Below are 22,538 nucleotides of genomic sequence, written 5' to 3'. Positions count from 1 at the left end.
TTGGTTTTCAAAGAACATTTGTTTGTGTCGTCGTTTTGGCGACTTTAATAGAATACCTCGTTAGAACTGCCCCGTCAATAACTTTTTTAAAAAGAATTCTATATACTTAATATTTCTAGCTAAAGAAGTAGCTCTACTGAGACAGTTCGGGCAACATTTCTTTTTGAATTACAACGATGACACACATCTATTTAGTTTCTGTTTACCATAAGTAAAATATTTTCATTAATGTATGAAAGGCGATTAATATATGGAAAAATACCTTTCTTGACATGGTTTTCCCCAAATTACAACCGCTTTCTCGGCGTCATCAGAGGGATTTATTTTAACTGATACATAAGAATATACAGAGTCAAAAACAATTAAAGAAAGTAATCAATCAGGCTACTTACGTAAGAAAATTATTTTCTGCCTGATATTCAAACATTAAGTAGATGGTGTTGTCGGCAGATCTTTTTTTTTCAACGTAAGTTTTAATATTGATTTTTCTTTCTTTTTATTTATTTCCTGTTGTTTACTTTCATTATACATATCTTTTCTGCATCTATATTTATACGGTACGTGAAATTTTATTTCTTCATATCACAAATACTACGTTACAGCTTTTAGTCTTAAGAAGTACACGAAATTGAGTTACTATTTCGACAAAAGAAATTCAACACTTACACCAAGGAAAATTGAAGAACAATAAATAGAGCCCAATCCTAGCTAATTCCTTTACTTGTAAAAGATAAAAAAAATTATATAATTAGATTAGAGAAGGCATAATATAAAAAGAACCCTGATGCGGGAACGTCAGAGTTCTACAGCTACCCGCAAGAAGTGCGGCGGCTCGAATCGAACATGAGAAGAAAAAGTAATCACCAATTAATTCGTCTGGCCAGACAGGGTGGTTACTTTTTTGTGTTTGAGATGATTATTACGGTTAAGGTTGCGAATGCTATCATGAGTGTTAAAGCTTCGTAAGTAGTTAAGGTATAAATTAATTTTTACTCACAAAACAAAATTCCCTTGAAACCAATGGTATCAAGGGATTTTAGTCTTAATACATGCTCATATAATGTTCACGTTCCCAAGGGTGAACTTGTGTGCGGAACATATCCCTCCCTTTTTTTTCTTTTCAAAATATGTCTAAAATGCTGTTATATCAGCTTTTTTAATTTATTGCTTTTCAAGATATTTATTATCTTTTTAAATTATTTTGGTCCGATTTTGGTCCGACTTAACTAAGGGATAATACAGATTTATTAAGGATCTATAAATTATTTTCCTTGTTGATCCTCCACAATCGCACCCGATTGTTGAATAAGGAGAAAATACACATTAACCTTTAATGAAATATTTTTTAAAATCATAATTATTAATTGTAAAAGCCAAACGCACCCGTTAGTTGAAAAAGGAGGATGTTGTATTTAGATACAAAATAACGATATATCCTATAAAAATGAGAGAAAATGAAATTATAATAATCCATAACTGGAAATATAATGTCCATTGGAAAACGCTTCGGTAATTTTTAATCTGATGTATTTCCTTTGCTACGTTAATATTTGTATAAACAAATCCTATCGAAAAAAATAATGCAGAAATTAACGGGAATAGAAAGGGTGTAGCGAAAGGGATCGTATTACTAAAAAAATATAAAGGGAAACCCAGCCATAAAAATGCTGTAAGGATGGTAATAACCAAGATAGCCATATGTAACATTATATCTTTCTTTATTGTTTTAATATAAATTGATGGTATTTTATCCATAGATGACGCTCCCAATTTTATATATATCTTCCTTATTCCACAATCCTGCTCCTTTTCCTGAGTAATTTTAACGGAAACACCCTATGCAGCAAACACAGCACTTTTTAGTATGATGACCTAGATATACCAGGTCTACCAGTTTCAACATGTGTACCTATCCATGGAAATCCAAAATTCTTAACACTCTTCTACTTGTATCTAAATAATGGACCTTCCCGATCAGTAAATGAAAATACTTGGAATATCTTGATACTCTGTTGCATCGACATACGCCGTCCATAGCAAACTTTTAACCTCATCCATGCAAACGTCTAGCTTATCGAATATGCGCCATACCACTTCGTTTGTAATTATGTTCATATGTGTACACATCCTTATGTAGTTAGTAGAAATGCTTTTATGTTTTTGAATAAATAAAAAAACAGGTAATTATGCCTGTTAGTGTTTATTCATATTCATATCCCTCCTTGATTAAGCGGAAGACATTCATAGTAAACGATTTTAAACCATCTAATCATAAAAATGAGCTGGTTGATCCAGCTCATTTTTATTTAGCTGTACTATTCTTTTTTGAATACAGTAGTAACAATAATACAGAAGGGATCGCCACAAGAACTATTCCTAACGTTTGAGTGAGTGCGGTCATTATGGCTGCAGCTATAATGACCATCACGACAGCATTTTTTAAACGCCTGGTACTATAGTAGACACCAAAACCTACTAATAACGAAATAATAAAACTAAAAATAATCATCGGCCAGATCAAGGGAAATCCTCTCCTTTTTCGTATCTTATGAACATTATACTCTCTTCCTGAAACGTTTCAACAATTTTACTTTAAATGGTAATAAGTAATCATGAAATAAATTCTATAAATGGATATTATTGTAATATATAAGAGAAGGAGGATAAGTTATGAAAAAGTTTCTTGGGTTGACGATGTCTTCGATTATTTTCGGATCCTTAGTATTGGGGGTAGAAGAGGCGAGTGCTGCCTCCACTCCTATTTATGCTCCAGAAGAGAAAAGTGAGTACATCAGTGAAGTACAAAATGATCCGCAAATTCCTGCTGAGGACAAGCCGGCCCTGGTCGAAAAGATTAACAACGATATACTATTTGACGCTGACAATCCTTTGATACTCGACGGACTAACGGAGGATCAATTAACGGCTTCCATCGATCAACCGTTACACTATGTGTTTGAGGATGGTTCTTATCTCGATCTTAACATTGATGAAGAGTTAGATGTATACCCGATTGCACCTAAGGTTGCATCTAAGGCACCTCAGTATATTGGGGTTACGGCTAAGACTAGAAAACTTAAGATTAGAGGTAAAGACTTTTGGACAAGATCCAGTATGAGAACCAGCGTAACAATAAGGAATACACCTTCCGCAAGTAATATCAATTACTGGACAGAACCATATGTTTATACTTTCGCAGGTTCTGCTTCTGCACCAGAAAAGAAACTCGTTTATGCTTATGAAAATATGTCTGAAGCCCGCTCAGCTTATGCCTGGATGAGTTTTACTCGAACAGCATATCCTGGATTCAGCTCCAGAACCTATTATCTAAGACTCTACGTAGGTAAAAAGAATGGAGAAGATCAAATTAGGGCTACCTATACTAAAGGCAGTACAAGTTGGTAATCTAACTAACAATAAAAAAAGGAGAGTTTTTCAACTCTCCTTTTTTATTATTAAACTTTTGAAACCATTGTTTGACGATCTATCATGTCATGACGCTTAAAGAAGCTTCGGATCAATGGGGATTCTCATCTGATTACTTACGGCAATGTATTCTAAAAGGAAAGTTTGACGAGCTGATTAAAAAAGGTGAGGTTCGGAAGTCTGGATCTACTTGGTTTGTGACATTAGAATCCATGAAAGCTGTATTCGGTGAACTACGAAAATCAGATTAGCCGGCACTAGGAGATGGTATACAACCACAATTAATGGTGAGGTAAAATCCCGATGGTAGCCAGGAAGAATAGTATATTCAACCTATTGTATCCTGAAAGTTTTTCACTTCTTTAATAAGTGCTCGTATTTGTTCTTCAGTAAAATCATGTATATGTATCCAGCCGCGTGGATCAACATCATACTTATCAGTATATGTTTGAATCCCTTTTCCCCAGACATACGCTACCTTGCTACCTTCTGTCATCTCTCTAACTAGTACCTTACCTTTATAACGATAGTTAGTTTTATTAGGCTTGATGTAGTACTTTTCCATACCCAAAGTGTCAAGAATACTTACCTTTTGATTATAATATAGGCTCATCATGCATTCCTTTCTTTTTATTGCAGCCAATAACATAGCAATTTTAAAAAGTTACTCGTAGCAACTAGTAAACTTTATCAAAGGTTTAAAATTTGGTAATTTCATTAACTGAACACCAGAGATACCCTGCTTGAAAATGCTATATCAATAAATCACCTACCAAGACCATTCCTTTTTGAGTTTGGTACCTTTAACCATTCGACTAGTTGTCGGGTTTTTAATGGTAACTATTTCAACAATTCCTGCCTCCGCTAGAATATTGGAGACAAAGCACGCCGTCATCATGTTGTTTTTCATCCTGTCTTTAATCCTGTGGTCTAGTCCATCAGGAGTTCGATCTTTAATATCCTTCCTACTATTTTGGGGTAAAGTCTTCGTAGGTTCTTCATTTAGAATTTGGATAGTTGTTTTAATCAGATCTCTAGTAATAGAGATTCCTCCTGATTTTATTGGAAGAGGAGGTAACCTGAAAAGAATTTCGTTCAGTTTATCACAATCGGTTCCTCCATTATTCTTCATTATCGTACATCCTTTCTTTATTCTTCGGTATTCATCTTAAAATTAACTTCTGAAGCTCTTCTTTGGACAACCAAGGTCTCCTTCTAAGAAGCATTTTGTGACAGTTAGAGCACACTAAAGCAATGTCCTCAACCTTGTGTCTTTTGCCCCTGTTTAAGCTCTGATACAGGAATTGTGTGGTGACCTTCAATAAAATCCTCTCCCAAGTCCCCACCGTTCCAGGACTCTTTTTAGTACATTCCTTGATCACCTTTGACTTCACCAGTTTTAAGATTTACTATAACACCAACTATACGTGTCGCATCTCCATCTTTGAATTCGTATACACGAACATCTCCAGAATCATATTCATCAAGCAACTTATTATCATAACCATTCCAATTATCAACAAAATTTTTTGCTTTTCTTCGCATTTCTACAAGACTTAATGTGAAGCTTTGTTGTTTTTCTTCCCTAATTTTTCTCTCTTTTTTCTTGATGAGTTCATCCTTTGCTCTTCCCAACTTACTCACCTCATGTTTTTTTCTTAGTTCACCTCAGTAAATGCTACTCTAGTCTCTACTAAGAGCTTCAACAAGTTTCTCATTTGTAGAAGGAGAGTTGGTGTCAATCTTAACGATTAGGTCAGCAATCATCTTCCTCAGTTGATGTACGTTTGTAGCTAAGTAGCCATCCATTCTGGAACAGGTAAACTCGTATATTTTTCCGTTTTCTAAGTCCATCAACTTGTTACGTAGGTCTAATATTTCCCTACTAAAACGCTCAGTTATGCCAAGAACTTTTGTTACTTCTGTATCGCTCATGAGTTCCACCTCTACATTAGATTCTTTGTTACCACTACTTTAGTTCTGTAATGCGCTTCCAATTCCTTCTAATCCCAGTTCAAAGTTAATTTAAATGAAAGAAGAAAGTGGATCCCTGTCTGTGTTTTAACTGGTTTGCTTCCCATGGGATGAGTTGTGTTCGTCCTCCTATCCTTGGGTCGCTTTCCATTGATTATACTGCTTCCTAAGACAAGTACCACACGGGCGGTACCCCGCAAGAATTGTTGTCCTTTCATCTGCAAAAAAAACGCGATGCTCAACATACCTACCCTGACCCTGCTTAATCGCACGAAGCAGAGGGGCAATCCAATCGGCCATATATCTTGCCGCGACCATTGCCAGCTAATGTACCGGGATTGATACTCTTGTAAGAGCGTCCATCTTCTCCTAAGAGAGTGTTGTTTATTAGAGTGTGGTTCCTCTGTTCTAAAATTATTGCTGAAGCTCATTTAACTACCTCCTTTTCTTATCTCAACCCTAACTAGACAAGTCCCAACATCAACAGAGAGTACTTTTTTGTCTTATGTACAACCGGTTAAAATAGTATTGCATACCTGAAACATCAGAGGTGTAACCTCAAAATCCAGCTTGTACCAAAAAAACGCACATCCCATTCCAGAAATGTGCGTTCAAGATACTAGAATATCGAGCTGATATAGTAAACAGTAAAACTAAGTGGCCGTTAATCCTCCGTTATTAATGCCTTCCTAATAAACTGTTCAACTCAAATTCTTTGCGGTTTTTATAAGGCGTAATAAACCATGCATAAAATTCCCTATATCCATCTACGCCCAAAATATGTGTAAAATACTTCTTAACCGTATCATGTTCACCTATGTTTACGCCCTGCACCGTAAAACCTTTTATTGGGTAGTGTTGTACCACACCGTTTTCTAACACGGCTACATACTTTTTATAGGTTGCAACCGTATTGCTTTCATAGTGTGTTAGCTTAACTTCTAAATCCACACGGCTTTCGCTGACCTTTTTAAATGTGGTAGTCGCTTCACCTATGTCATTTTTAAACGTTGACTTCGTTCCATCAAACGTATAATTAACCATTTTTTACGAACCTCCGCTTCTTCTTGTTGTCTTCATTTAATTATGCCGTTTGAGAAGCGACATACAAGTCTCCTTTATTAATGTTTTGACACTTGTTGCAATCCAGGCATTCAACCATGCCAATAGGCTGCTTCTTCTTTTGCACAGCTGCTACGAAGAAGCCGATCGCAAAGGGGAAGCCGATAATTGTGCATTAAAAGATAACCCATTTGATTTGCTAACTTTACGTAATACATATTATCATGCAGTTTTACATTTGGACTCTTACATTTACTACAGGTGATTCCTGATTTGAATGGATACTTCATGCAGCTCCTCCTAAACGATATAATTTCCGTAATCCTATTAGTTGCTGATCACTCCGTCTGCAACTCCGGACATTGATATCACATCAATTACTTTTTCAGAAGCAGTTACGTCATTGCCATCTCCGTAAAATTTGTCTAAAGCATCGATAAACCAATAAGCATCGACAGAAACCTTCGTTCCGCCAGATTCCATTGCATCAATGATCGTTTGTACCGTTATGAATTTATCGTCAAAGGACAAATTCGCCCAGTCTGAACCTGTATAGGATGCCATTGCTGAATCATCAGAGGACGTATCTATTGTATCCGTTGAATCATATTCTTCGGAGGATGTATCTTCATCCACTGTATCCGTTGAATGTGAATAATCAGAAGCTGAGTCTGTATCATCATTGCTAAGAGTATCAATATCTTCATTAGCCTCTTTAACACTGGCATCTGCCTTTGCAGAAGAAACGTCCGAGTAATCATCCGAATACTCGGTATTTTCAATCATCGCGTCTGTTGGATCTTTGAAAAAATGAGCAACCACAATCACAAATAAAACCATGAGTACTGGACTCATAGCGACCCAAAATCCTCCACGTTTAAAAAATTCTTTCATTCTTATGTAATCCCCCTGATAGTAAAAAATTAACTTAACTTCATTATTATACATGTAAAGTAATTTGCGTCCAGCGGAAATTTCATTTTGATGGATTTAACACCAAGAAGAAATTAAATGCAATTGAACGATATGCTGTAAAAAAAATCCAATAGCTTCTTAAGCAGAAATTTTTTATTATTATTGTATAGAAAATTTTCAATTAATGGGTTAGAATTACATTTGGATTTACATAAGGGAGAGGGAGAGTAAAATTGAATAAAGCAAAGAAAATATCCATTGGCCTTGCTATGGCCCTAAGCAGCAGTTTACTTTTTTCAAGTACACCAACCACCGCGGTTACAAAAACAACCGCCGTTCACTTTATTAACGTGGGTCAGGGCGATGGCAGTTACGTTCACACTAATAGTGGAGATGATATGATCATCGATGCCGGAAATAAAGACGGTAGTGATGTGGTTGCTTATCTTAAAAAGCAAAAGGTGAAAGACATCGATGTGATGATTGCAACTCATCCTGATGCTGACCATATCGGTGGTTTGGATGAAGTGTTAAAGGCGTTTAAAATTAAAACGGTGTATGCACCAAAAGTATCTCACACGAGCATCGCATACAAAGAGTTTTTGGCTGCTGTGAAACGCGAAGGGTTGAAAATTAAAACAGCTACTAAAGGCGTTAAAGTACCACTCAAGGGAGCTTCGGCCACGTTTGTTGCTCCTGTTAAAACATACAGCAAAAGTGATTTGAACGACTGGAGTGCGGTTCTTCGCCTGGTGCATGGGAAGAAATCATTCCTGTTCACAGGAGATGCTGAGTTCAAATCGGAAACAGACATGATTAACTCCAAACAGAACTTACAAGCTAACGTGTTAAAAGTAGGACATCATGGAGCTAAAACGTCATCCAGCTCTTCCTTTCTTAAAAAAGTGAAACCGCAGTATGCTGTCATCTCTGTTGGTAAAAACCATTATGGCCACCCAACGAACGAAGTGTTGAACCGCTTGAAGCCTGCAAAGATCTTACGCACTGATCAAAAGGGATCCATCGTGTTTACCACAAACGGCAGCACACTTACTGTGAAGACGGAGAAGAAGTAATGAAGAAGCTAAAGGGGATTATTGACCGCTTTGAGGGCCAGTATGCTGTCATCGAGATCGGCAATGAAACCAAAGACCTCCTTCGATCTTCCCTTCCAAAAGAAGCAAACGTTGGAGACGTCATCTATTTTAAGGATGATAAGGTTACCGTTGATAAAGAAGCAACGGAAAAGTTAAGAAAAGAAATTGAAGACCTGATGGACGAAGTTTGGGATGATTAATTAATAGACCAACCTCTAAAAAAGCAAAGTAAAACGAGCTTGAAATCTCAAGCTCGTTTTTATTTATATTCTTCAACTAACAATTAAATCGAGGACTCTTATTTATACTTCATTCTTATCGAGTTAATTCTATTGAGCTAACATCTGAAGCTTTCTAACATCTTCAGGTAGATTTAACGTGTGCATTTTTTTGTGACAATTTGGACAAAGGGCCACAGTATTTTCAATCGTATCCTCTCCGCCTTTAGATAACCACTTAATATGATGCGTCTCCAAATATGGCCGTCCTAACCTGTCCTCAAAAGGGGCTGACTGTTCACATAGTTGGCAGGTTCCATTTGCTCTACGTTTCGCGTATTCAGAAACAAATTTGTCTCTTTCGTAAGTTTTCGTAGTCGTTATCCTCTGGCCGAGACGTTCTGCGTTTCGGGCACGATCTAACAGCTCTTGATCACTTAATTTTCTTGCGATTTTTTCTTTTTCCTGCTCTTTTTCTTCAATTAATCTCTCTGGCATGTAATATTTTTTTCCAACCACTCTCACTGGAAAAATCCAAACCTTTCTGCCGGCTTGGTTATCAGTAAAGGGTTTATCCGCAAGTTCAACCTGGCCAACAAAAATGTGTTCACCTGGTTTTAAAGCTTCAAAGAGGTAAACACGAATTCCGTTAGTTCTAGATTCATTCAACGTTTTATTTTGGCCAAATTCAATATCTTGATCTCCCTCTTGTCCCATTCCTGTATACAGGAGGACTTCCTCTCCATGTTCATTAATAATCCACTTGTCTTCATAAATACCCTTAGTGTGATCAGAAAAAATCACCAGTGTATTTGTGCTATGTGATCGTCTCATTCCACCCTGAGTAGAACATTTAAACACTTTAGCAATTTCATTGTTGGAGTAAAATTTCCCTATGATGAGGTCCTCAATTCCTCTTTGGCGATCATCTAGCCAGACTCTTACTTCTTCGGGATTATATCTTTTTTTTCTTCCTACTAAGAGAAAAGGTAACCCTTCTATTTCCATCCTATGTAATGTGGTTCGTGAAATGCCAAACATTTGTTGAAGGGTTTTGCTATCAATATAACTCTCCACAATGAATTCCTCCTGCTGATTTATCTAATTAGATCACTTTTTAACTTTTTATTACACGATGTAACGGAAATACAAAAACTGTTCGATCAATACCATCCTCACCAGGTTCAGTAGTAGTATAAATATCTCCATTTAAATAATAACTGCCAAGTAGCTCATATTGATTAACGGCAACCTTTTCATATAGTGGAACTGAACCACCGCTTAGTAGTAGATCTCTAAAGCGACTATTTCTTGGATTAGTCCAAGATTGATCTCCCACTAAACCCTGTGCTCTAAATAAACATTCATTTTTACAAGGAGTTAGTTCATCCTGGTACACAGACTCTTCAGAAGTGATTAACACGACTTGCCCATTACTACCTAATCGGATACCTCCACTGCAACTTACTTGATGGGTCTGATATAATTTTTGATGAGAAATTGCCATTTTTCCTCCTCCTCAATACTATTTTATTTTCCAGTAATTTGTTTCAGTGTTTGTTTCAATATGTTTCTTAATTAATTATATAAGTGTTTCACCGAAGGTTTCAATCCCTAATTTCAAAAAGAAAAAGGGCCATCAGACCCTTTTAACTAAAATTCTTGAGCTTTTCAAATTTTGGTGCCTTTCCGAACCCAGTAAATAAAAAAGCCTCAATAATCGGGGGTTTGACAAATAATCTATTACTCATTTTTTCTTTGAATTCTTCATTTTTCTATCATTAGTTCAAACAATGTCGAAAATTCCGCTCTTACCTTCGCTAATTTCATACTTACTTTCACCAATTAGTCGCTATCGGTCTCCGTTTTCTTATTCATCCTTTCCTTCCATTCTGAAGAGGGGCAGGTGAGATGTTCACATTCATCACAGTATGGAAGTCTTCATTCCATCTTCTGGATCTTCCAGTCTGTAGGATGCTGCCGCTCTAGAATAAAGACGGTATCTCTAACCACTCTCGACTGCGCATCTCGGGATTGAGGCGATTGTATGGCCTTAAGGAAGTTGAATTTTTGGAAACAGCGATTACGGGGATACCCCTGTCTAGGTTTTAACTGACTTGCTTCCGACGGAAAGAGTTATCTTTTTTTGTTCGTCACCTATGCTCGAGTAGCTTTCCATTGAGTATACTGCTCCTTAAGACAAGTACCACACGGTCGGTATCCAGCAAGTATTGCTGTCCGTTCATCTGCAAAAAAAACGCGATGCTCTACATATCCGCCCTGTTTAATCGCACGAAGTGCAGAGGGGCAATCGAATCGGCCATATATCTTGCCGCGACCATTGCCAGCTAATGTACCGGGATAGATACTCTGGTAAAAGCGTCCATCTTCTCCTAGGAGAGTGAATTGTTTTTTGTCGTGTGGTTCCTCTTTCCTAAAATTATTGCTGATGCTCATTTAACTACCTCCTTTTCTTATCTCAACCACCTAACTAGACAAGCCAGGGATGGCTTTGCAATGACATATTCTTCATTTTCAGATCCCAAAAACCTCTCATTTTTATCTGAAAGTAAAATATTTCATGTTATCTCCAAATTTGAAAGATGACAAAAAAACCCCCGATCCAAGGGGTTCTTATTTTTTATATCTTCTTTTACGGAAGTACCAAATCGCGAGGGCAATTATTGCGATCCAAAATATATACGGAAAAACTACTTGCCAGTTCACCATTCCGAGTATCATTTCTTCTTTTTTTCCTTCCGTTTGAAATTCAGGTCAACAAAAGTAAAATAAATAACTCCAGCGATAAAGGCAATAGCTCCCCCGCCGTACATAATAATACTCTCTGCTGTCATTCTTCGATCCTCACTTTCCCTAAATCCTCTTGTAATACCTTGCTTAGATCTTTCTGTTTTTGCCGCTCATAAATGTCATCCAGAATATATACCACATCGTTCTCTCTATTTAAAACAACGAGTTGATAGCCCCCTAAGTTCTTTTCTAACTCTTTTATTTGCGGTTTGGTTAATTTATTTGGTATTTCTTCAACAAACTGTATATGCCTTTCCTTGCCTTCTGAATCTCCCTTTTTAAAAGATGGCCCTGGCTGTGCCGAAGTTTGCTCCAGCGAAGTCACTTCCATAACTTCATCCGGAAAACCAATTCCAAAAGAGTAATCAATTCCTTGTGATAAGAATTTTACAAGCTTACCGTTTAAATGGTAGTCCATATCTAGAACGATCTTATTTTCCTTAATATGTACCTCAAATGATCTAGGGTGAAAATCGAATTGATCAAACCGTTTACCAAAATCCAATTGTTGTTGTAAAGTCAATTCTTCTTTTTGGGGTTTGGCGGCAGTTTCCGCGGTCGGGACATTCTGTTCTTTAGGAACCGGTGCGTTTTCCTCTTTGGAACACCCTGTAATCGCTGTTAACAAAATCAAACAAGCCAGAATTTTTTTCATATATTCTCGTCCTTTTCAGATTAAAAAAGCATCCGTAATCGAAGGATTTTTTACAGTGAGTTATCTTACTAAGAGAAAAACAACAAACAGTATGATTATGATATGACTATTGGTAGGCAACCGCTTTTCTACAGATACAGAAATGCTTCAGCAAATATTAAACCATTCTTCTCCAAGATTAAAAGATATATAGGGATCTCCCAGGATGAAATAGACTTTTTCTTACTTCTGGAGTTATCCGTATATAACTATCTCCACTCGCCATTAGAAATTCTCCGTGACGCCCTATCCGTTTTTGATTTTAAACTTCAATTGATTGTTTTATTTTGTAGACTTGTTGATTGGATGAAGTTTTATCTAAGATTTCAATGGCATGCTCATGGTGGGATGAAATTTCATTTAAGAAGAGAACACCTAGACGCAATCTTTTGTTTAAAGGGATACGTTTCCATTCATAACCTTTGAAAAGATCTTTAACCAGGAACTCTTCACCATCATTTAGATTACCCAGCTCTTCAATCGCCCTGTTCAATAATTCCTTCGCCATTCAAAAACCTCCAAACAAGTTTATTAACCACGTGGTTAACATGATTGTATGATGGTTCTAACGGTTTTACAATAATTACCGTTCGACAAAAAAGTAGAATTGTAAGGGAGAAACAGCCAAAATAAAAGAACTCGTTCCAAAAACGATACTTATTGAGACACCTCTCTTAAAAAACGAATAGACAAGCGATTAATCACTTTGCACCGTGTTATAAAATAGTTTCCAAACAAAGTTGCAAAAACCCTCCGTTATTGATACGTTCATTCGTGTGAAAATTTGGTAACATGGTGAAAAAATAAGGATTTTAGCTACTTAAAACCAAAAATAAAAGAACTCGTTAAGTACCGTAATCTTACGAAAAACGGACTCTTTCGAATTCCTTCTTGGGAACAATGGCTTGATTTAACCACAAATATCTGGTGTTAAGAGTTACTTAAGAGTAAAAAACTATTGAATATTCCTATTGCTTTAATCTTCTTTCCATATAAGTCTGTCTGATAATAAGAAAAGACCAAAAAATTCCTTTCAGTTGTGTGATTTCTCATTAAGTCCTCTCCAATTAGATTCATACATATATCCACCAATGCATTATTTGCTTGAGCCCTTACAGATGCCACTTCCCACTGAATATAATCTTCTTTTGTGGTATCAGTAAAAACCAATAGAATGACAGCAAAAATTAACACCCATCTAACTACCCTCATGTATTCTTCTCTTTAACTTAAACTCGTTCTTTTTTAACTGACCATTCAAAAATTTCCATATTAATCAATTGATCACCTTCGAACAGAATATCTGCTCAGGGTGTTTTAACGAACACCAGTTAGTTGAAAAAGTTCTGTCTCTAAGCAATTAGTTATTGAATTGATACGTCGGGCAACCTTTTACACTCGTTTTTATTCGGAACACGCCTCCAGCATTTGGAAAGATTTTAGAGTGATTGTTTTCCATTCTTGCAGTGGTTATGTATAACTCGTTTAAATCTTTTCCACCAAACGTACAAGACGTTACATAAAAGGCAGGTATAGGGACTGAAAGGATTTGTTTTCCATTCTTAGGATTCCACCTTGATATTTTAGAACCTCCCCAGTGGGCAATCCAAAGCATTCCTTCATCGTCAATTGTCATCCCATCAGGGAGCCCTTCATCTTCGGCGAAGTAGATAACATCAATGGGATTTTCTATATGTCCAGAGTTTAGATTATACTCAAACTGAACGACTTTTCGTGTAGGCGTATCAATAAAATACATGTATTGATGATCAGGGGACCAAGCCAGTCCATTGGACGTACTTACTTTTCCTAATTTTTTTTTCGTAAGCAAGTCTTTTCCTAAACAATACAGAGCACCTGCCTGGTTGGTTCCGACAGAATCAGTAGTCCCTGCCCAAAAACGCCCCCAAGGATCACATTTTCCGTCATTAAACCGATTCTCTTCTAAATGACTTTCCGGATCAAAAATAGCTTGAAGATTTTTAGTTTCTAAGTCTAAAAAATAAAATCCTTTTTCTAGAGCAAGTACAACTCCTCCCGATTTTCTCGGTACTACGGATCCTACCATTTGCCCCAGAGCAATAGATTTATTTACACCTGTAGTTGGATTGTAAAGGTGGAGCTTTTTCTCTAGAATATCCACCCAATAAAGCAAGTGTCTTTTACTGTCCCAAGATGGTCCTTCCCCAAGTGTCGCCTTGGCATCTAAAACTAATTCCACTTCACCTAACAAAAATAACCCTCCCTACTAGATTACAAAATTGCAGATATCATAATTTGTATATTTTAACATTTTTTAAAGGGCACTTTCCCTGAATAAGAAGGCCGATCCAAGAACGTGAAACGCCTTTTGCAATGGGCAAATATATTTATTCTACCTATTTAAATAATTCCGGTGTTTATCATAGTTTGGATTATAACGGAAATTCGTGCGTCAAGGATGTTTTAAGACATGTTATAAAAGAGAATGAACTATTTTAATAAGCTTGTGCAATTAAGCCGACATTAGCCTTGAAATAATTTTCGGATTTTCTACGATTTTAGCTTATTGTTCTCCCATGTAACAATTCCTCTCCCAAGATACGAACCCTTTATGATAGCTAAATAAAGCAACTCTAAAGGCCTTAGAAATGCAGAAACTCCTGATATTTTAAGACTAAGTTATTCACTAACAAAAGAATTTTTTAATGATCCGATTTGCTCAATTTCTATGACGACTTCATCTCCCGCTTTAAGATAATGCTGATCTTTTTCAGGGTAGCCAAGAATGACTCCCTCAGGGGTACCTGTCAGAATTAGATCACCAGGATACAAAGTCATGAGTTCTGAAATACTGCTTACTAGTTTATTGCAATCAAAAATCATATCTGAGGTATTAGATGATTGTCGCAGTTCTCCATTAAGAGTGGTTGTGATTTGTAAGAAGTTCGGATCCCTAATTTCGTCTTTCGTAACAACACAAGGACCGAGGGGACAAAATCCATCGCAGCTCTTGCCCGCAAGCCACTGTGATGTACGCATCTGTATATCACGGGCAGACAAGTCATTCGCTATGGTATAGCCAAAAATAAAGTCTTGTGCCTTCTCAGGCGGGACATTCTTGGCTTCCTTACCAATCACAATGACAAGTTCAGCTTCATAGTCCAGCTTTTCAGTCACCCTTGGAATGAGAATAGCCTGCTGATGCCCTGCCAATGAATTTGGGAACTTACTGAACAAAATCGGGTGCTCGGGTGGAAGTGTATTTGTTTCTACAGCATGTTTCTTATAATTAAGACCTACACAAATTATCTTATCCGGGTCTGGGACGCAGGGGCCAAGTGTTACAGTCTCGAGCTTTAAGCTGCATCCACTTGTACTCTCCACCGTTAAGTTTTCCAGTTCTTTTAAAAGAGACGATCCGTTTTTTATCATATCAATGATGGAAGTCACAGGGGCCACCCTATGCTTTCTGGACCATTTTTCTAAATCGATCACCTCTTCGTTAATAACGATACCCGGATAACATTGATCGTTTTTCATAAAACTTACCAATTTCAATGCTTTGGCCTCCTCTATGGGTATGTAGTCCAACGTACATTTTTGGTATTTAGTTTTTAGTGCATCATCCATCCACCGTCTACATTAAGGATCTGGCCGCTGATAAAGTTGCTGTCCTGAGATGCGAAGAACACAAACGCTCCTTCCACATCTTCGGCCGTTTCACGGCGGGAAAAGCATTGCGCTTCCTTTAAATAGTTTGTAGAAGTTTCAATCGTTTCGAGGCTTACCTTTTCATATTCTGTTTCTGTTAACACCGCTCCCGGAGTTATACAATTAACTGTAATATTATATTCCCCCACTTCTCTGGCCAAGGCCCTTGTAAATCCTATGATGGCTCCTTTAGAAGAAACATAGTGAAGAAAATTCTTTTGACCCGTAAAAAAGGTAACAGAGGAAACATTAATAATTTTTCCTTGCCCTTGATTTTTCATAAATGGAAACACAGCTTTTGAACATAAGAATTGTGATTTTACATTAACACCCATTACATGGTCCCAGTCTTCCTCGGTGATTTCATACCAAGCTTTTCTTGGATCAATGGCAGCATTGTTAACTAAAATATCAATTGTGCCGAATTGGCCGGCAGCTGCTGCCATCATGGCTTTTACATCATCTTCCTGGGAAACATCTGCACGGAATGTCATCGCTTGTCCGCCATTTTCAACTATATCGTTCATTACCTCTTCAGCTAGATCCGGATGTTTATTATAATTAATAACAACCTTTGCTCCTTCACGAGCAAACCGCTTGGCAACTGCTGCCCCGATGGAGCGAGATGACCCTGTAATTACTGCTACTTTTCCTTGTAATTTCACTCGATTACCACCCTTCTTAAGAATTGGAACAAGACCCTCCCTGCAACGCCGGCCTTGCTAATCTGGTGTATTGCCCAAGAACGCCTTTGTGGTTGAAGTTTGGCGGATTCCAGCTTTTTTTCCGTTCTCTAAAAGCAGCCAACACTTCTTCTTCGCTGCACTCCCTCCCCTCTAGACCAACAACATCAATTTTCCGATTAGGAATATCAATCTTAATCACGTCTTCATTTTTGACAAAAGCAAGAGGACCTCCGTCAATGGCCTCTGGTTCCATATAACCAACACAAGGCCCTTTCGTCGCACCTGAAAATCTTCCATCTGTCAAAAGAGAAGTGGTTCGTGACAGAATGGGATCGGAAGCAATAAGTTCGGACATGAAAAACATCTCTGGCATGCCAATGGCCCGGGGACCTTGATAGCGGATAATGACCACATCTCCTGGCTGTATTTCCTTCTTGATCAAGCCATTTACTGCCTCACGTTCATTGTCAAATACTTTTGCAGTCCCCGTATGGACCATCATATCTTTATCTACAGCAAATTTTTTGACAGTAGCCCCTTCTGGTGCAAGATTTCCTCTTAATACTGCAAGCGAGCCCTCAGTTTTAAGCGGTTTGGAAATAGGATAGATTACGTCCCTCCGGTTCAGCTTATAATTGGCTAAAAACATTTCTGCAAAGTTTTTCATTTCATTTTTACTGAAGTCAATGAGATTCTCACCCAAAGTCTTTCCAGTCACGGTCAAAACATCCAGATGCAATGTATCCTTAAGCTGTTCCATCACAAATGGCACACCACCTGCATACCAGAACAGTTCGGTAGGATAATGTCCTGCCGTTTTTGTATTTACGAGCACTGGTGTTTTCTCATGAATTTCATTAAATAGTTCAATATCAATCTCTACGCCCGCTTCCTTTGCTATCGCAATCAGATGCATGACGGCATTCAATGATCCGCCGATGGCGGAGTGAACCATTATCGCATTTTCAAACGCTTCGCGTGTTAAAATCATTTGAGGTTTAATTTCTTTGTCAACCAGATACATGATTTGCTGTCCTGCGGCCCTTGCCATTTTCCGTATCTCGGCATTAGTGGCAGGGATGAGCGCCGACCAGGGAAGAGCAAGACCGAGCGCTTCTGACATCACCTGCATCGTTGCAGCCGTACCCATGTACTGGCATGCCCCACAAGTCGGACAACAAGATCGCTGAAAGGCCAAAAATTCTTCTTTCGTCATTTTCTGCTGTTCCACTTCCACACTCATATGCCATAATTCTTCATTCGATCTCATGCATGGGCCTGCTCCCATTGCGCCTCCTGGAATAAATACGGAGGGTACGTTTAGCCTAGCAATAGCCATTAAGTGGGCAGGCACAGCTTTATCCCCAGCCGATGATAATACCATGGCATCAAAAGGAGTGGCCATCGCATGGATTTCTACCATTGATGCAATCATGTCTCTAGAAAGCAAAGAAAAATGCATGCCATTATGAGCCTGAGCGACCCCATCACATATATCAGTGGTAGTATAAATTGCCGGCTTTCCCCCAGTCTGAAAAACCCCCTTTTCAGCCTCTCTCACTAATTCTGACAAATGATACGAACTTGGATGGCTGGAACCATGGGAGCTTTCCACGAGGACCTGCACTCTTTCGAGATCCTGTACCGTCCAATCCATTGACATTCGAAGGGCATCTCCTTCAAAACTGATTTTTCTTGTTTTTTGGCTTTGGTACCTTTCCTCCTCTGTTCCGGATATTTTTGAATAATCGAAAGTATGACTCATACAGGATCCTCCTTGAATAAATTAACTGTATTCCTTTACTAGCGATGCTAAAGCCCGGTCAGCTGCTTCCAAAGTGTATTTCACATCTTGGTTACTATGTTCAGTTGAAATGTACCAGAGTCCATTTGGACGAATCAATACACCTTCTGATAACATCTTCTCAGCAAAAGTTTGATACGCTTTAGTATCACTGGCCATAAATTCATCAAAGGAAGTCACCACATCGCCATTCGTAAACATCAAGTGGAAGACAGGGCCAATCTGGTTAACTACTCCCTTGATCTCATGTTTTTCTAATAGATTCTTCAACCCTTCTGCTAGGTCTACGGCCGTGCGTTCCATACGGTCAAAAACAGCTCCGTGCTGAGCTGATAAGATGCTGATGGTCGAAATAGCAGCTGCTGCAGCTATAGGATTGCCATTTAACGTGCCTAGATGATTTACTTTTCCTTCTTCGATGAGCGCCATGATATCTTTTCTTCCGCCAACTGCACTTAGCGGAATACCACCAGCAATGGCCTTGCCCATCGTGGTCAAATCCGGTTTGATTTTAAATCGTTCCTGCGCGCCGCCAAGTGCAAGCCGAAAACCTGTAATTACTTCATCAAAAATTAAGATGATTCCCAGTTCTTCAGTCAGCTCTCTCATTCTTTCAAGGTAACCCTCTTTAGGAAGGATACATCCCGAATTACACATCACCGGCTCAGTAATAACCGCAGCGATTTCATTACGGCGGGCATATAGCGTTTCCTCCAGAGCTTCAGTATTGTTCCATGGCAGAACAATTATATCTTCAAGGCTTTTTTCGCTTTGCCCTGAAGTTCCCGGAACTGTCAAGTTTCCGCCTTGAGAGGAATATTTATTATTCATATCGGCACTAGGAAAAGAAGTAAAGATGGAATCCGACCATCCATGATAGTGACCGTGGAACCGGACAACCTTACTTTTTTTCGTAAACGATTTCGCAAGCCTCAACGCAAGCATAACCGCTTCCGTACCTGAGCCGCTGAATGTTACTCTTTCCGCAGAGGGAATAATATCAACCAGCAGTTTGGCCAATTTGATTTCCTCAGCATGCTGTAAGCCATAGGTATAACCTTTTTCCATCTGACTTTTTAGGTCTTTTGTTAATTGCGGATGACAGTGTCCTAGGATTAGTGGTCCGTAAGCCAATAAATAATCAACATATTCGTTGCCATCGACATCCCGTAAGCGCGGTCCTTTTCCAGAAGTCGCAAACAGGGGGACAGGCTTCATTGAGGAACGCAATGAGCTTGAGACACCACCGGCTAAATAGTGTCTCGATTCCTCAAAATTTTTAGTGGAAAGATCAGACTTCATATAATTTCCTCCTCCATTCAAAGTGATCTTGAAACGGATAACATGGAAAATCGATGTTTTTGTAATCAAGCGATGTTATATCTGCAGGACTACAGCCCGGAGTATCCAGAATAAAAATCTGTTTTGATATTTTTTCATATTCGGCTCGAAACTGATTCGCCGATTTGACCATCACAAGATCAGCTTCTGATGGTTCCAGCCCCATTGACCTGTACATGGCCGGATCTCCTGAAAAGGTAGGCTTTTCCGTAACAAGGATAGAGATCGTGCCTTTTTGCAATACAGCACACCTCCCCATAAAAGCTTCAGTATTTTCCGCATACCCCCCACTTAAAAAGAACCGCCCATCTCCAATTCTTTTCACGGTTCCAGTTACCTTGAGGGGTGAACCATAGAATTTATTCAGATTTAGGGAATATCCTAGAGAAAGGGTGACCTTCTTTCCTAAACCTGTATGGATGGCCAGATCAACTGCCGCAGCGTCAACTATGGTCAAAAGTACATGTAAATCCTCATCTGCCTTTAAACGGAGCAGTTCTTTAAGCACGATGTTGCTGTCACCAGTCGCCCCCGCACCCGGGCTATCGGCCGAATCTGAAACAATAAATGGATATTTCCGATTAGGCTTTTCCCTTAACCTCGTGACTATTTTACCGATCTGGGAAAGTTCAACAACAAATTCATTCCTCTTATTCCAAAAAAGCTCCGCCAGCCGGTCAGCCTCTGCGCTTGCTTTTTCCCGATTCTCTCCGACTACAACGACCGAGGACCCCATTTCTTTTATATCCAGCCATGGCTGCACCGGAAATAAAGAGGTTACAATGGAATCTCCCCTTTTTTCTCCAATGACAGCCTCTTCAAACAGTTCAGCAAAAGGGCCATGGGACGATTGGCTATTTTCAGCCGGAACGATCATTGGCAATTTACGAAACTCAATAACTGGTGCTATTTCTTTTTTCAATAAGGAAGAAAAATATTTGGCTGACCGGTAACCTGTAGAATAAAAGTCAGTGTGCGGATAGGTCCTAAAACCAATAATTCCATTTACTAGACGCGCCATTTTCCTTGTAACATTGGCATGCAGATCAAGCGATATTACGATAGGCACTTTCTCTCCCACATGTGTCCTCACCAAATCAAGAAGGTCTCCTTCTACATCCCCGCAATTCTCTGCAACCATAGCTCCATGAAGGGCAAGGTAAATTCCATCGTATTCATGAAAAGATTTAACTTTGGTTATAAACCAGGTCTGTAGTTCCTTATAGGCATCAGCCCTAAACACCCCGGAAGAAATAGCATGAGCAAAGACAGTAGGCTGTACCTCAAGGCCTTCATCCATGGCTCCTTCTATGAAACCTAAAATTTCGTTTTTTGTTTTCTGCATTAGAATCTCTTCTTCTTCCAAAAAAAGATTAGAGCGAAAATTCCTCATGGTGCTTTTTACTGGACTGAATGTATTACTTTCTTGAATAATCCCTCCAATCAGTATTTTTTTCATTCTAATCTCCCTATCAAGCCGGCATAAGTTCCTTCACGGTTAACAGCCATTTTAAGCATAAGGGCTGAGTTCGCACCAATCGCCAGTTTCATAGGTTCGGATTTCATTTTTTCAGCCATCAACTCTAGATTATGAATCTCATCCACGGCCAAAACTTGTATACTATGGTTTGCACCTCCATTAAAGTCAATGGAATACTCCCTTCTCTCCCCATTGTAATTGCTGATTAAAATTACCGTATTGCCATCACCGTCCTGTCCTCCGCAGCAATATAATCCTGAAACTGACGGAGCGATGTCAGTTTTTATCCGCAGAGGATGCCGGCTCAATTCAGAAAAGGCTTCAAATGCATAGTACGTTTTTTGGGGTAAGCCATGGGCATCAAATAATCCGCAAAACAAGGCCGTCGGCTGGGCGTCATAATAGTTGGCCATGTCTATAGGACAGTCTTGAAGCAGTAATAAGACGGCTAAACTAAAGGAACTTCCAATGGTTCCCTTTCCTTTTGTAAATAACTCTTTTCTTTTCCGTTCACTTCCTTTAAGCCATATTGTTTCCCAATCGCCATCAAAGAAGTTCCACTCATTCAGGAAAACTTCGGATTGCTTATAGCCATGAGCATCCAGCTGCTTGCGGACATGTATCGCATGTTCCTGAACTTTTAAGGGATCATCCGTGTAAATATGCCAAGAGAAAAAATCAAGAGGCAGCTTCTTTTTTTCACACCAAACCAAAAAGCCTTCGAAAAAGTCAGATGTTGCGACTGCCGCAGCATATCCCCCTACTTTTACATGAGGAAATCGTTCTTTTATCTTTACTGAAACCACTTCATAAAATTGATAATAGTCTTCGTCTGTCCCAGACCACATCCTCGTTCCATAATCAGGTTCATTCCAGATTTCCCAGTACTCGATGCCATAATGAAAGCCATCAGCCCAGCCCTCATTATAGTGTCGAATCACCCCAATACAGATTTCTGCCCATTGAACGTAATCTTTTGGCGGATGTACATAATACTTTTTTTCAGTGTGCTCAATGCTTTCACCCAGTCTGTAAACAATGCTGGCTCCTGTATTGAGCACGGTTTGAATGTATTCATCCGTTTTTGAAAAATCATAGCTTGCAGGGTCACTAGGATCCTTATTAAAATCAGGAAAAATGGTATGTATATCCACCTCCCTAGGGTGCGGCCAGTTTGGATCATGCAGCCTGACCATAGGCACCTCTAATTTTTTGTAGTAATCGGTCACATCAATCAATGCTCCATAACAGACAGGGCCATTATTCACTCCATGCACTGGCTTAATCCTTCTGCCGTCCGGTTTCAAATTAATATTGATATCTGCCATACAAAGTCC

25 protein-coding genes and 1 pseudogene are annotated in these 22,538 nt (G+C 38.7%); 4 read left to right on the top strand and 22 right to left on the bottom strand.

Going from position 1 to position 22,538, the window contains the following annotated elements; genetic code table 11:
* Positions 1-893 precede the first annotated feature (893 nt).
* Complete coding sequence (locus P4361_RS23310; RefSeq protein WP_425590290.1) at positions 894-983, bottom strand: putative holin-like toxin; 90 nt, start codon at positions 981-983, stop codon at positions 894-896.
* A 1,319-nt stretch (positions 984-2,302) separates the two neighbouring features.
* Entirely contained in the window at positions 2,303-2,521 is a 219-nt protein-coding gene (locus tag P4361_RS18820) for a hypothetical protein (protein ID WP_328090522.1), read from the bottom strand.
* Between the two features lie 149 nt (positions 2,522-2,670).
* Here P4361_RS18820 and P4361_RS18815 point away from each other — a divergent pair, with 149 nt between their 5' ends.
* Together P4361_RS18815 and P4361_RS18810 are read left to right on the top strand one after the other, a co-directional pair.
* Positions 2,671-3,405: a hypothetical protein gene (locus tag P4361_RS18815; protein ID WP_328090521.1), complete on the top strand. Its 735-nt coding sequence runs from the start codon at positions 2,671-2,673 to the stop codon at positions 3,403-3,405.
* Between the two features lie 71 nt (positions 3,406-3,476).
* Positions 3,477-3,677, top strand: a complete 201-nt coding sequence (locus P4361_RS18810; protein WP_328090520.1) for a helix-turn-helix domain-containing protein — start codon at positions 3,477-3,479, stop codon at positions 3,675-3,677.
* Between the two features lie 77 nt (positions 3,678-3,754).
* On the opposite strand, the gene P4361_RS18805 is transcribed toward P4361_RS18810, so the two are convergent.
* The 7 genes and pseudogenes from P4361_RS18805 to P4361_RS18775 all read right to left on the bottom strand — a co-directional run bounded on the left by P4361_RS18805 (position 3,755) and on the right by P4361_RS18775 (position 7,317).
* Positions 3,755-4,042, bottom strand: coding sequence for a hypothetical protein (locus P4361_RS18805; protein ID WP_328090519.1), 288 nt, complete (start codon positions 4,040-4,042; stop codon positions 3,755-3,757).
* Between the two features lie 153 nt (positions 4,043-4,195).
* A complete protein-coding gene (locus P4361_RS18800) occupies positions 4,196-4,558 on the bottom strand; it encodes a hypothetical protein (protein WP_328090518.1) in 363 nt (120 codons plus the stop codon).
* A 31-nt stretch (positions 4,559-4,589) separates the two neighbouring features.
* Positions 4,590-4,770 (bottom strand): annotated as a pseudogene (locus P4361_RS18795) (HNH endonuclease); the annotation flags it as partial.
* Positions 4,771-4,788: 18 nt separating this feature from the next.
* Positions 4,789-5,061 carry a hypothetical protein gene (locus P4361_RS18790; protein WP_328090517.1) on the bottom strand — a complete coding sequence of 91 codons (273 nt, stop codon included), beginning with the start codon at positions 5,059-5,061 and terminating at the stop codon, positions 4,789-4,791.
* 48 nt (positions 5,062-5,109) lie between these two features.
* Positions 5,110-5,361, bottom strand: a complete 252-nt coding sequence (locus P4361_RS18785; protein WP_328090516.1) for a hypothetical protein — start codon at positions 5,359-5,361, stop codon at positions 5,110-5,112.
* Between the two features lie 717 nt (positions 5,362-6,078).
* Entirely contained in the window at positions 6,079-6,444 is a 366-nt protein-coding gene (locus P4361_RS18780) for a hypothetical protein (protein WP_328090515.1), read from the bottom strand.
* 345 nt (positions 6,445-6,789) lie between these two features.
* The gene (locus P4361_RS18775; RefSeq protein WP_328090514.1) at positions 6,790-7,317 is read right to left on the bottom strand and encodes a hypothetical protein; all 528 of its coding nucleotides are present in this window, start codon (positions 7,315-7,317) and stop codon (positions 6,790-6,792) included.
* Between the two features lie 329 nt (positions 7,318-7,646).
* Between P4361_RS18775 and P4361_RS18770 the strand changes: the two genes are divergently transcribed.
* Positions 7,647-8,453: a ComEC/Rec2 family competence protein gene (locus tag P4361_RS18770; protein ID WP_425590289.1), complete on the top strand. Its 807-nt coding sequence runs from the start codon at positions 7,647-7,649 to the stop codon at positions 8,451-8,453.
* The gene (locus tag P4361_RS18765) at positions 8,453-8,674 is read left to right on the top strand and encodes a DUF3006 domain-containing protein (RefSeq protein ID WP_328090512.1); all 222 of its coding nucleotides are present in this window, start codon (positions 8,453-8,455) and stop codon (positions 8,672-8,674) included. Before P4361_RS18770 ends, P4361_RS18765 begins: the two co-directional genes overlap by 1 nt.
* A gap of 129 nt (positions 8,675-8,803) precedes the next feature.
* On the opposite strand, the gene P4361_RS18760 is transcribed toward P4361_RS18765, so the two are convergent.
* The 13 genes from P4361_RS18760 to P4361_RS18700 form a co-directional block, all read right to left on the bottom strand.
* Positions 8,804-9,769, bottom strand: a complete 966-nt coding sequence (locus tag P4361_RS18760) for an HNH endonuclease (RefSeq protein ID WP_328090511.1) — start codon at positions 9,767-9,769, stop codon at positions 8,804-8,806.
* A gap of 40 nt (positions 9,770-9,809) precedes the next feature.
* Positions 9,810-10,199, bottom strand: coding sequence for a hypothetical protein (locus tag P4361_RS18755; protein WP_328090510.1), 390 nt, complete (start codon positions 10,197-10,199; stop codon positions 9,810-9,812).
* A gap of 650 nt (positions 10,200-10,849) precedes the next feature.
* A complete protein-coding gene (locus P4361_RS18750; RefSeq protein ID WP_328090509.1) occupies positions 10,850-11,149 on the bottom strand; it encodes an Ada metal-binding domain-containing protein in 300 nt (99 codons plus the stop codon).
* A 394-nt stretch (positions 11,150-11,543) separates the two neighbouring features.
* Complete coding sequence (locus P4361_RS18745; RefSeq protein ID WP_328090508.1) at positions 11,544-12,158, bottom strand: hypothetical protein; 615 nt, start codon at positions 12,156-12,158, stop codon at positions 11,544-11,546.
* 301 nt (positions 12,159-12,459) lie between these two features.
* Positions 12,460-12,705 (bottom strand): single-stranded DNA-binding protein, encoded by a 246-nt coding sequence (locus tag P4361_RS18740; protein WP_328090507.1) that lies wholly within the window; start codon positions 12,703-12,705, stop codon positions 12,460-12,462.
* A 422-nt stretch (positions 12,706-13,127) separates the two neighbouring features.
* The gene (locus tag P4361_RS18735; RefSeq protein WP_328090505.1) at positions 13,128-13,409 is read right to left on the bottom strand and encodes a DUF4359 domain-containing protein; all 282 of its coding nucleotides are present in this window, start codon (positions 13,407-13,409) and stop codon (positions 13,128-13,130) included.
* A gap of 148 nt (positions 13,410-13,557) precedes the next feature.
* Entirely contained in the window at positions 13,558-14,430 is an 873-nt protein-coding gene (locus P4361_RS18730; protein WP_328090504.1) for an SMP-30/gluconolactonase/LRE family protein, read from the bottom strand.
* A gap of 428 nt (positions 14,431-14,858) precedes the next feature.
* Positions 14,859-15,737 (bottom strand): fumarylacetoacetate hydrolase family protein, encoded by an 879-nt coding sequence (locus P4361_RS18725; RefSeq protein ID WP_328090502.1) that lies wholly within the window; start codon positions 15,735-15,737, stop codon positions 14,859-14,861.
* Positions 15,738-15,793: 56 nt separating this feature from the next.
* Complete coding sequence (locus P4361_RS18720) at positions 15,794-16,555, bottom strand: 3-oxoacyl-ACP reductase family protein (protein ID WP_328090500.1); 762 nt, start codon at positions 16,553-16,555, stop codon at positions 15,794-15,796.
* A 16-nt stretch (positions 16,556-16,571) separates the two neighbouring features.
* A complete protein-coding gene (gene ilvD, locus P4361_RS18715; RefSeq protein ID WP_328090498.1) occupies positions 16,572-18,341 on the bottom strand; it encodes a dihydroxy-acid dehydratase in 1,770 nt (589 codons plus the stop codon).
* Positions 18,342-18,362: 21 nt separating this feature from the next.
* Entirely contained in the window at positions 18,363-19,682 is a 1,320-nt protein-coding gene (locus tag P4361_RS18710) for an aspartate aminotransferase family protein (RefSeq protein ID WP_328090496.1), read from the bottom strand.
* Positions 19,672-21,180 (bottom strand): M81 family metallopeptidase, encoded by a 1,509-nt coding sequence (locus P4361_RS18705; RefSeq protein WP_328090494.1) that lies wholly within the window; start codon positions 21,178-21,180, stop codon positions 19,672-19,674. Before P4361_RS18705 ends, P4361_RS18710 begins: the two co-directional genes overlap by 11 nt.
* Complete coding sequence (locus tag P4361_RS18700; protein ID WP_328090493.1) at positions 21,177-22,529, bottom strand: GH39 family glycosyl hydrolase; 1,353 nt, start codon at positions 22,527-22,529, stop codon at positions 21,177-21,179. Before P4361_RS18700 ends, P4361_RS18705 begins: the two co-directional genes overlap by 4 nt.
* Positions 22,530-22,538 lie beyond the last annotated feature (9 nt).

It is taken from the genome of Fictibacillus sp. B-59209 (genome assembly GCF_036216745.1).
Classification (GTDB): Bacteria; Bacillota; Bacilli; order Bacillales; family Fictibacillaceae; genus Fictibacillus_C; species Fictibacillus_C marinisediminis.
The sequence above is the reverse complement of the archived record's forward strand: the minus strand, read 5'-3'. Positions and strand labels throughout refer to the sequence as shown.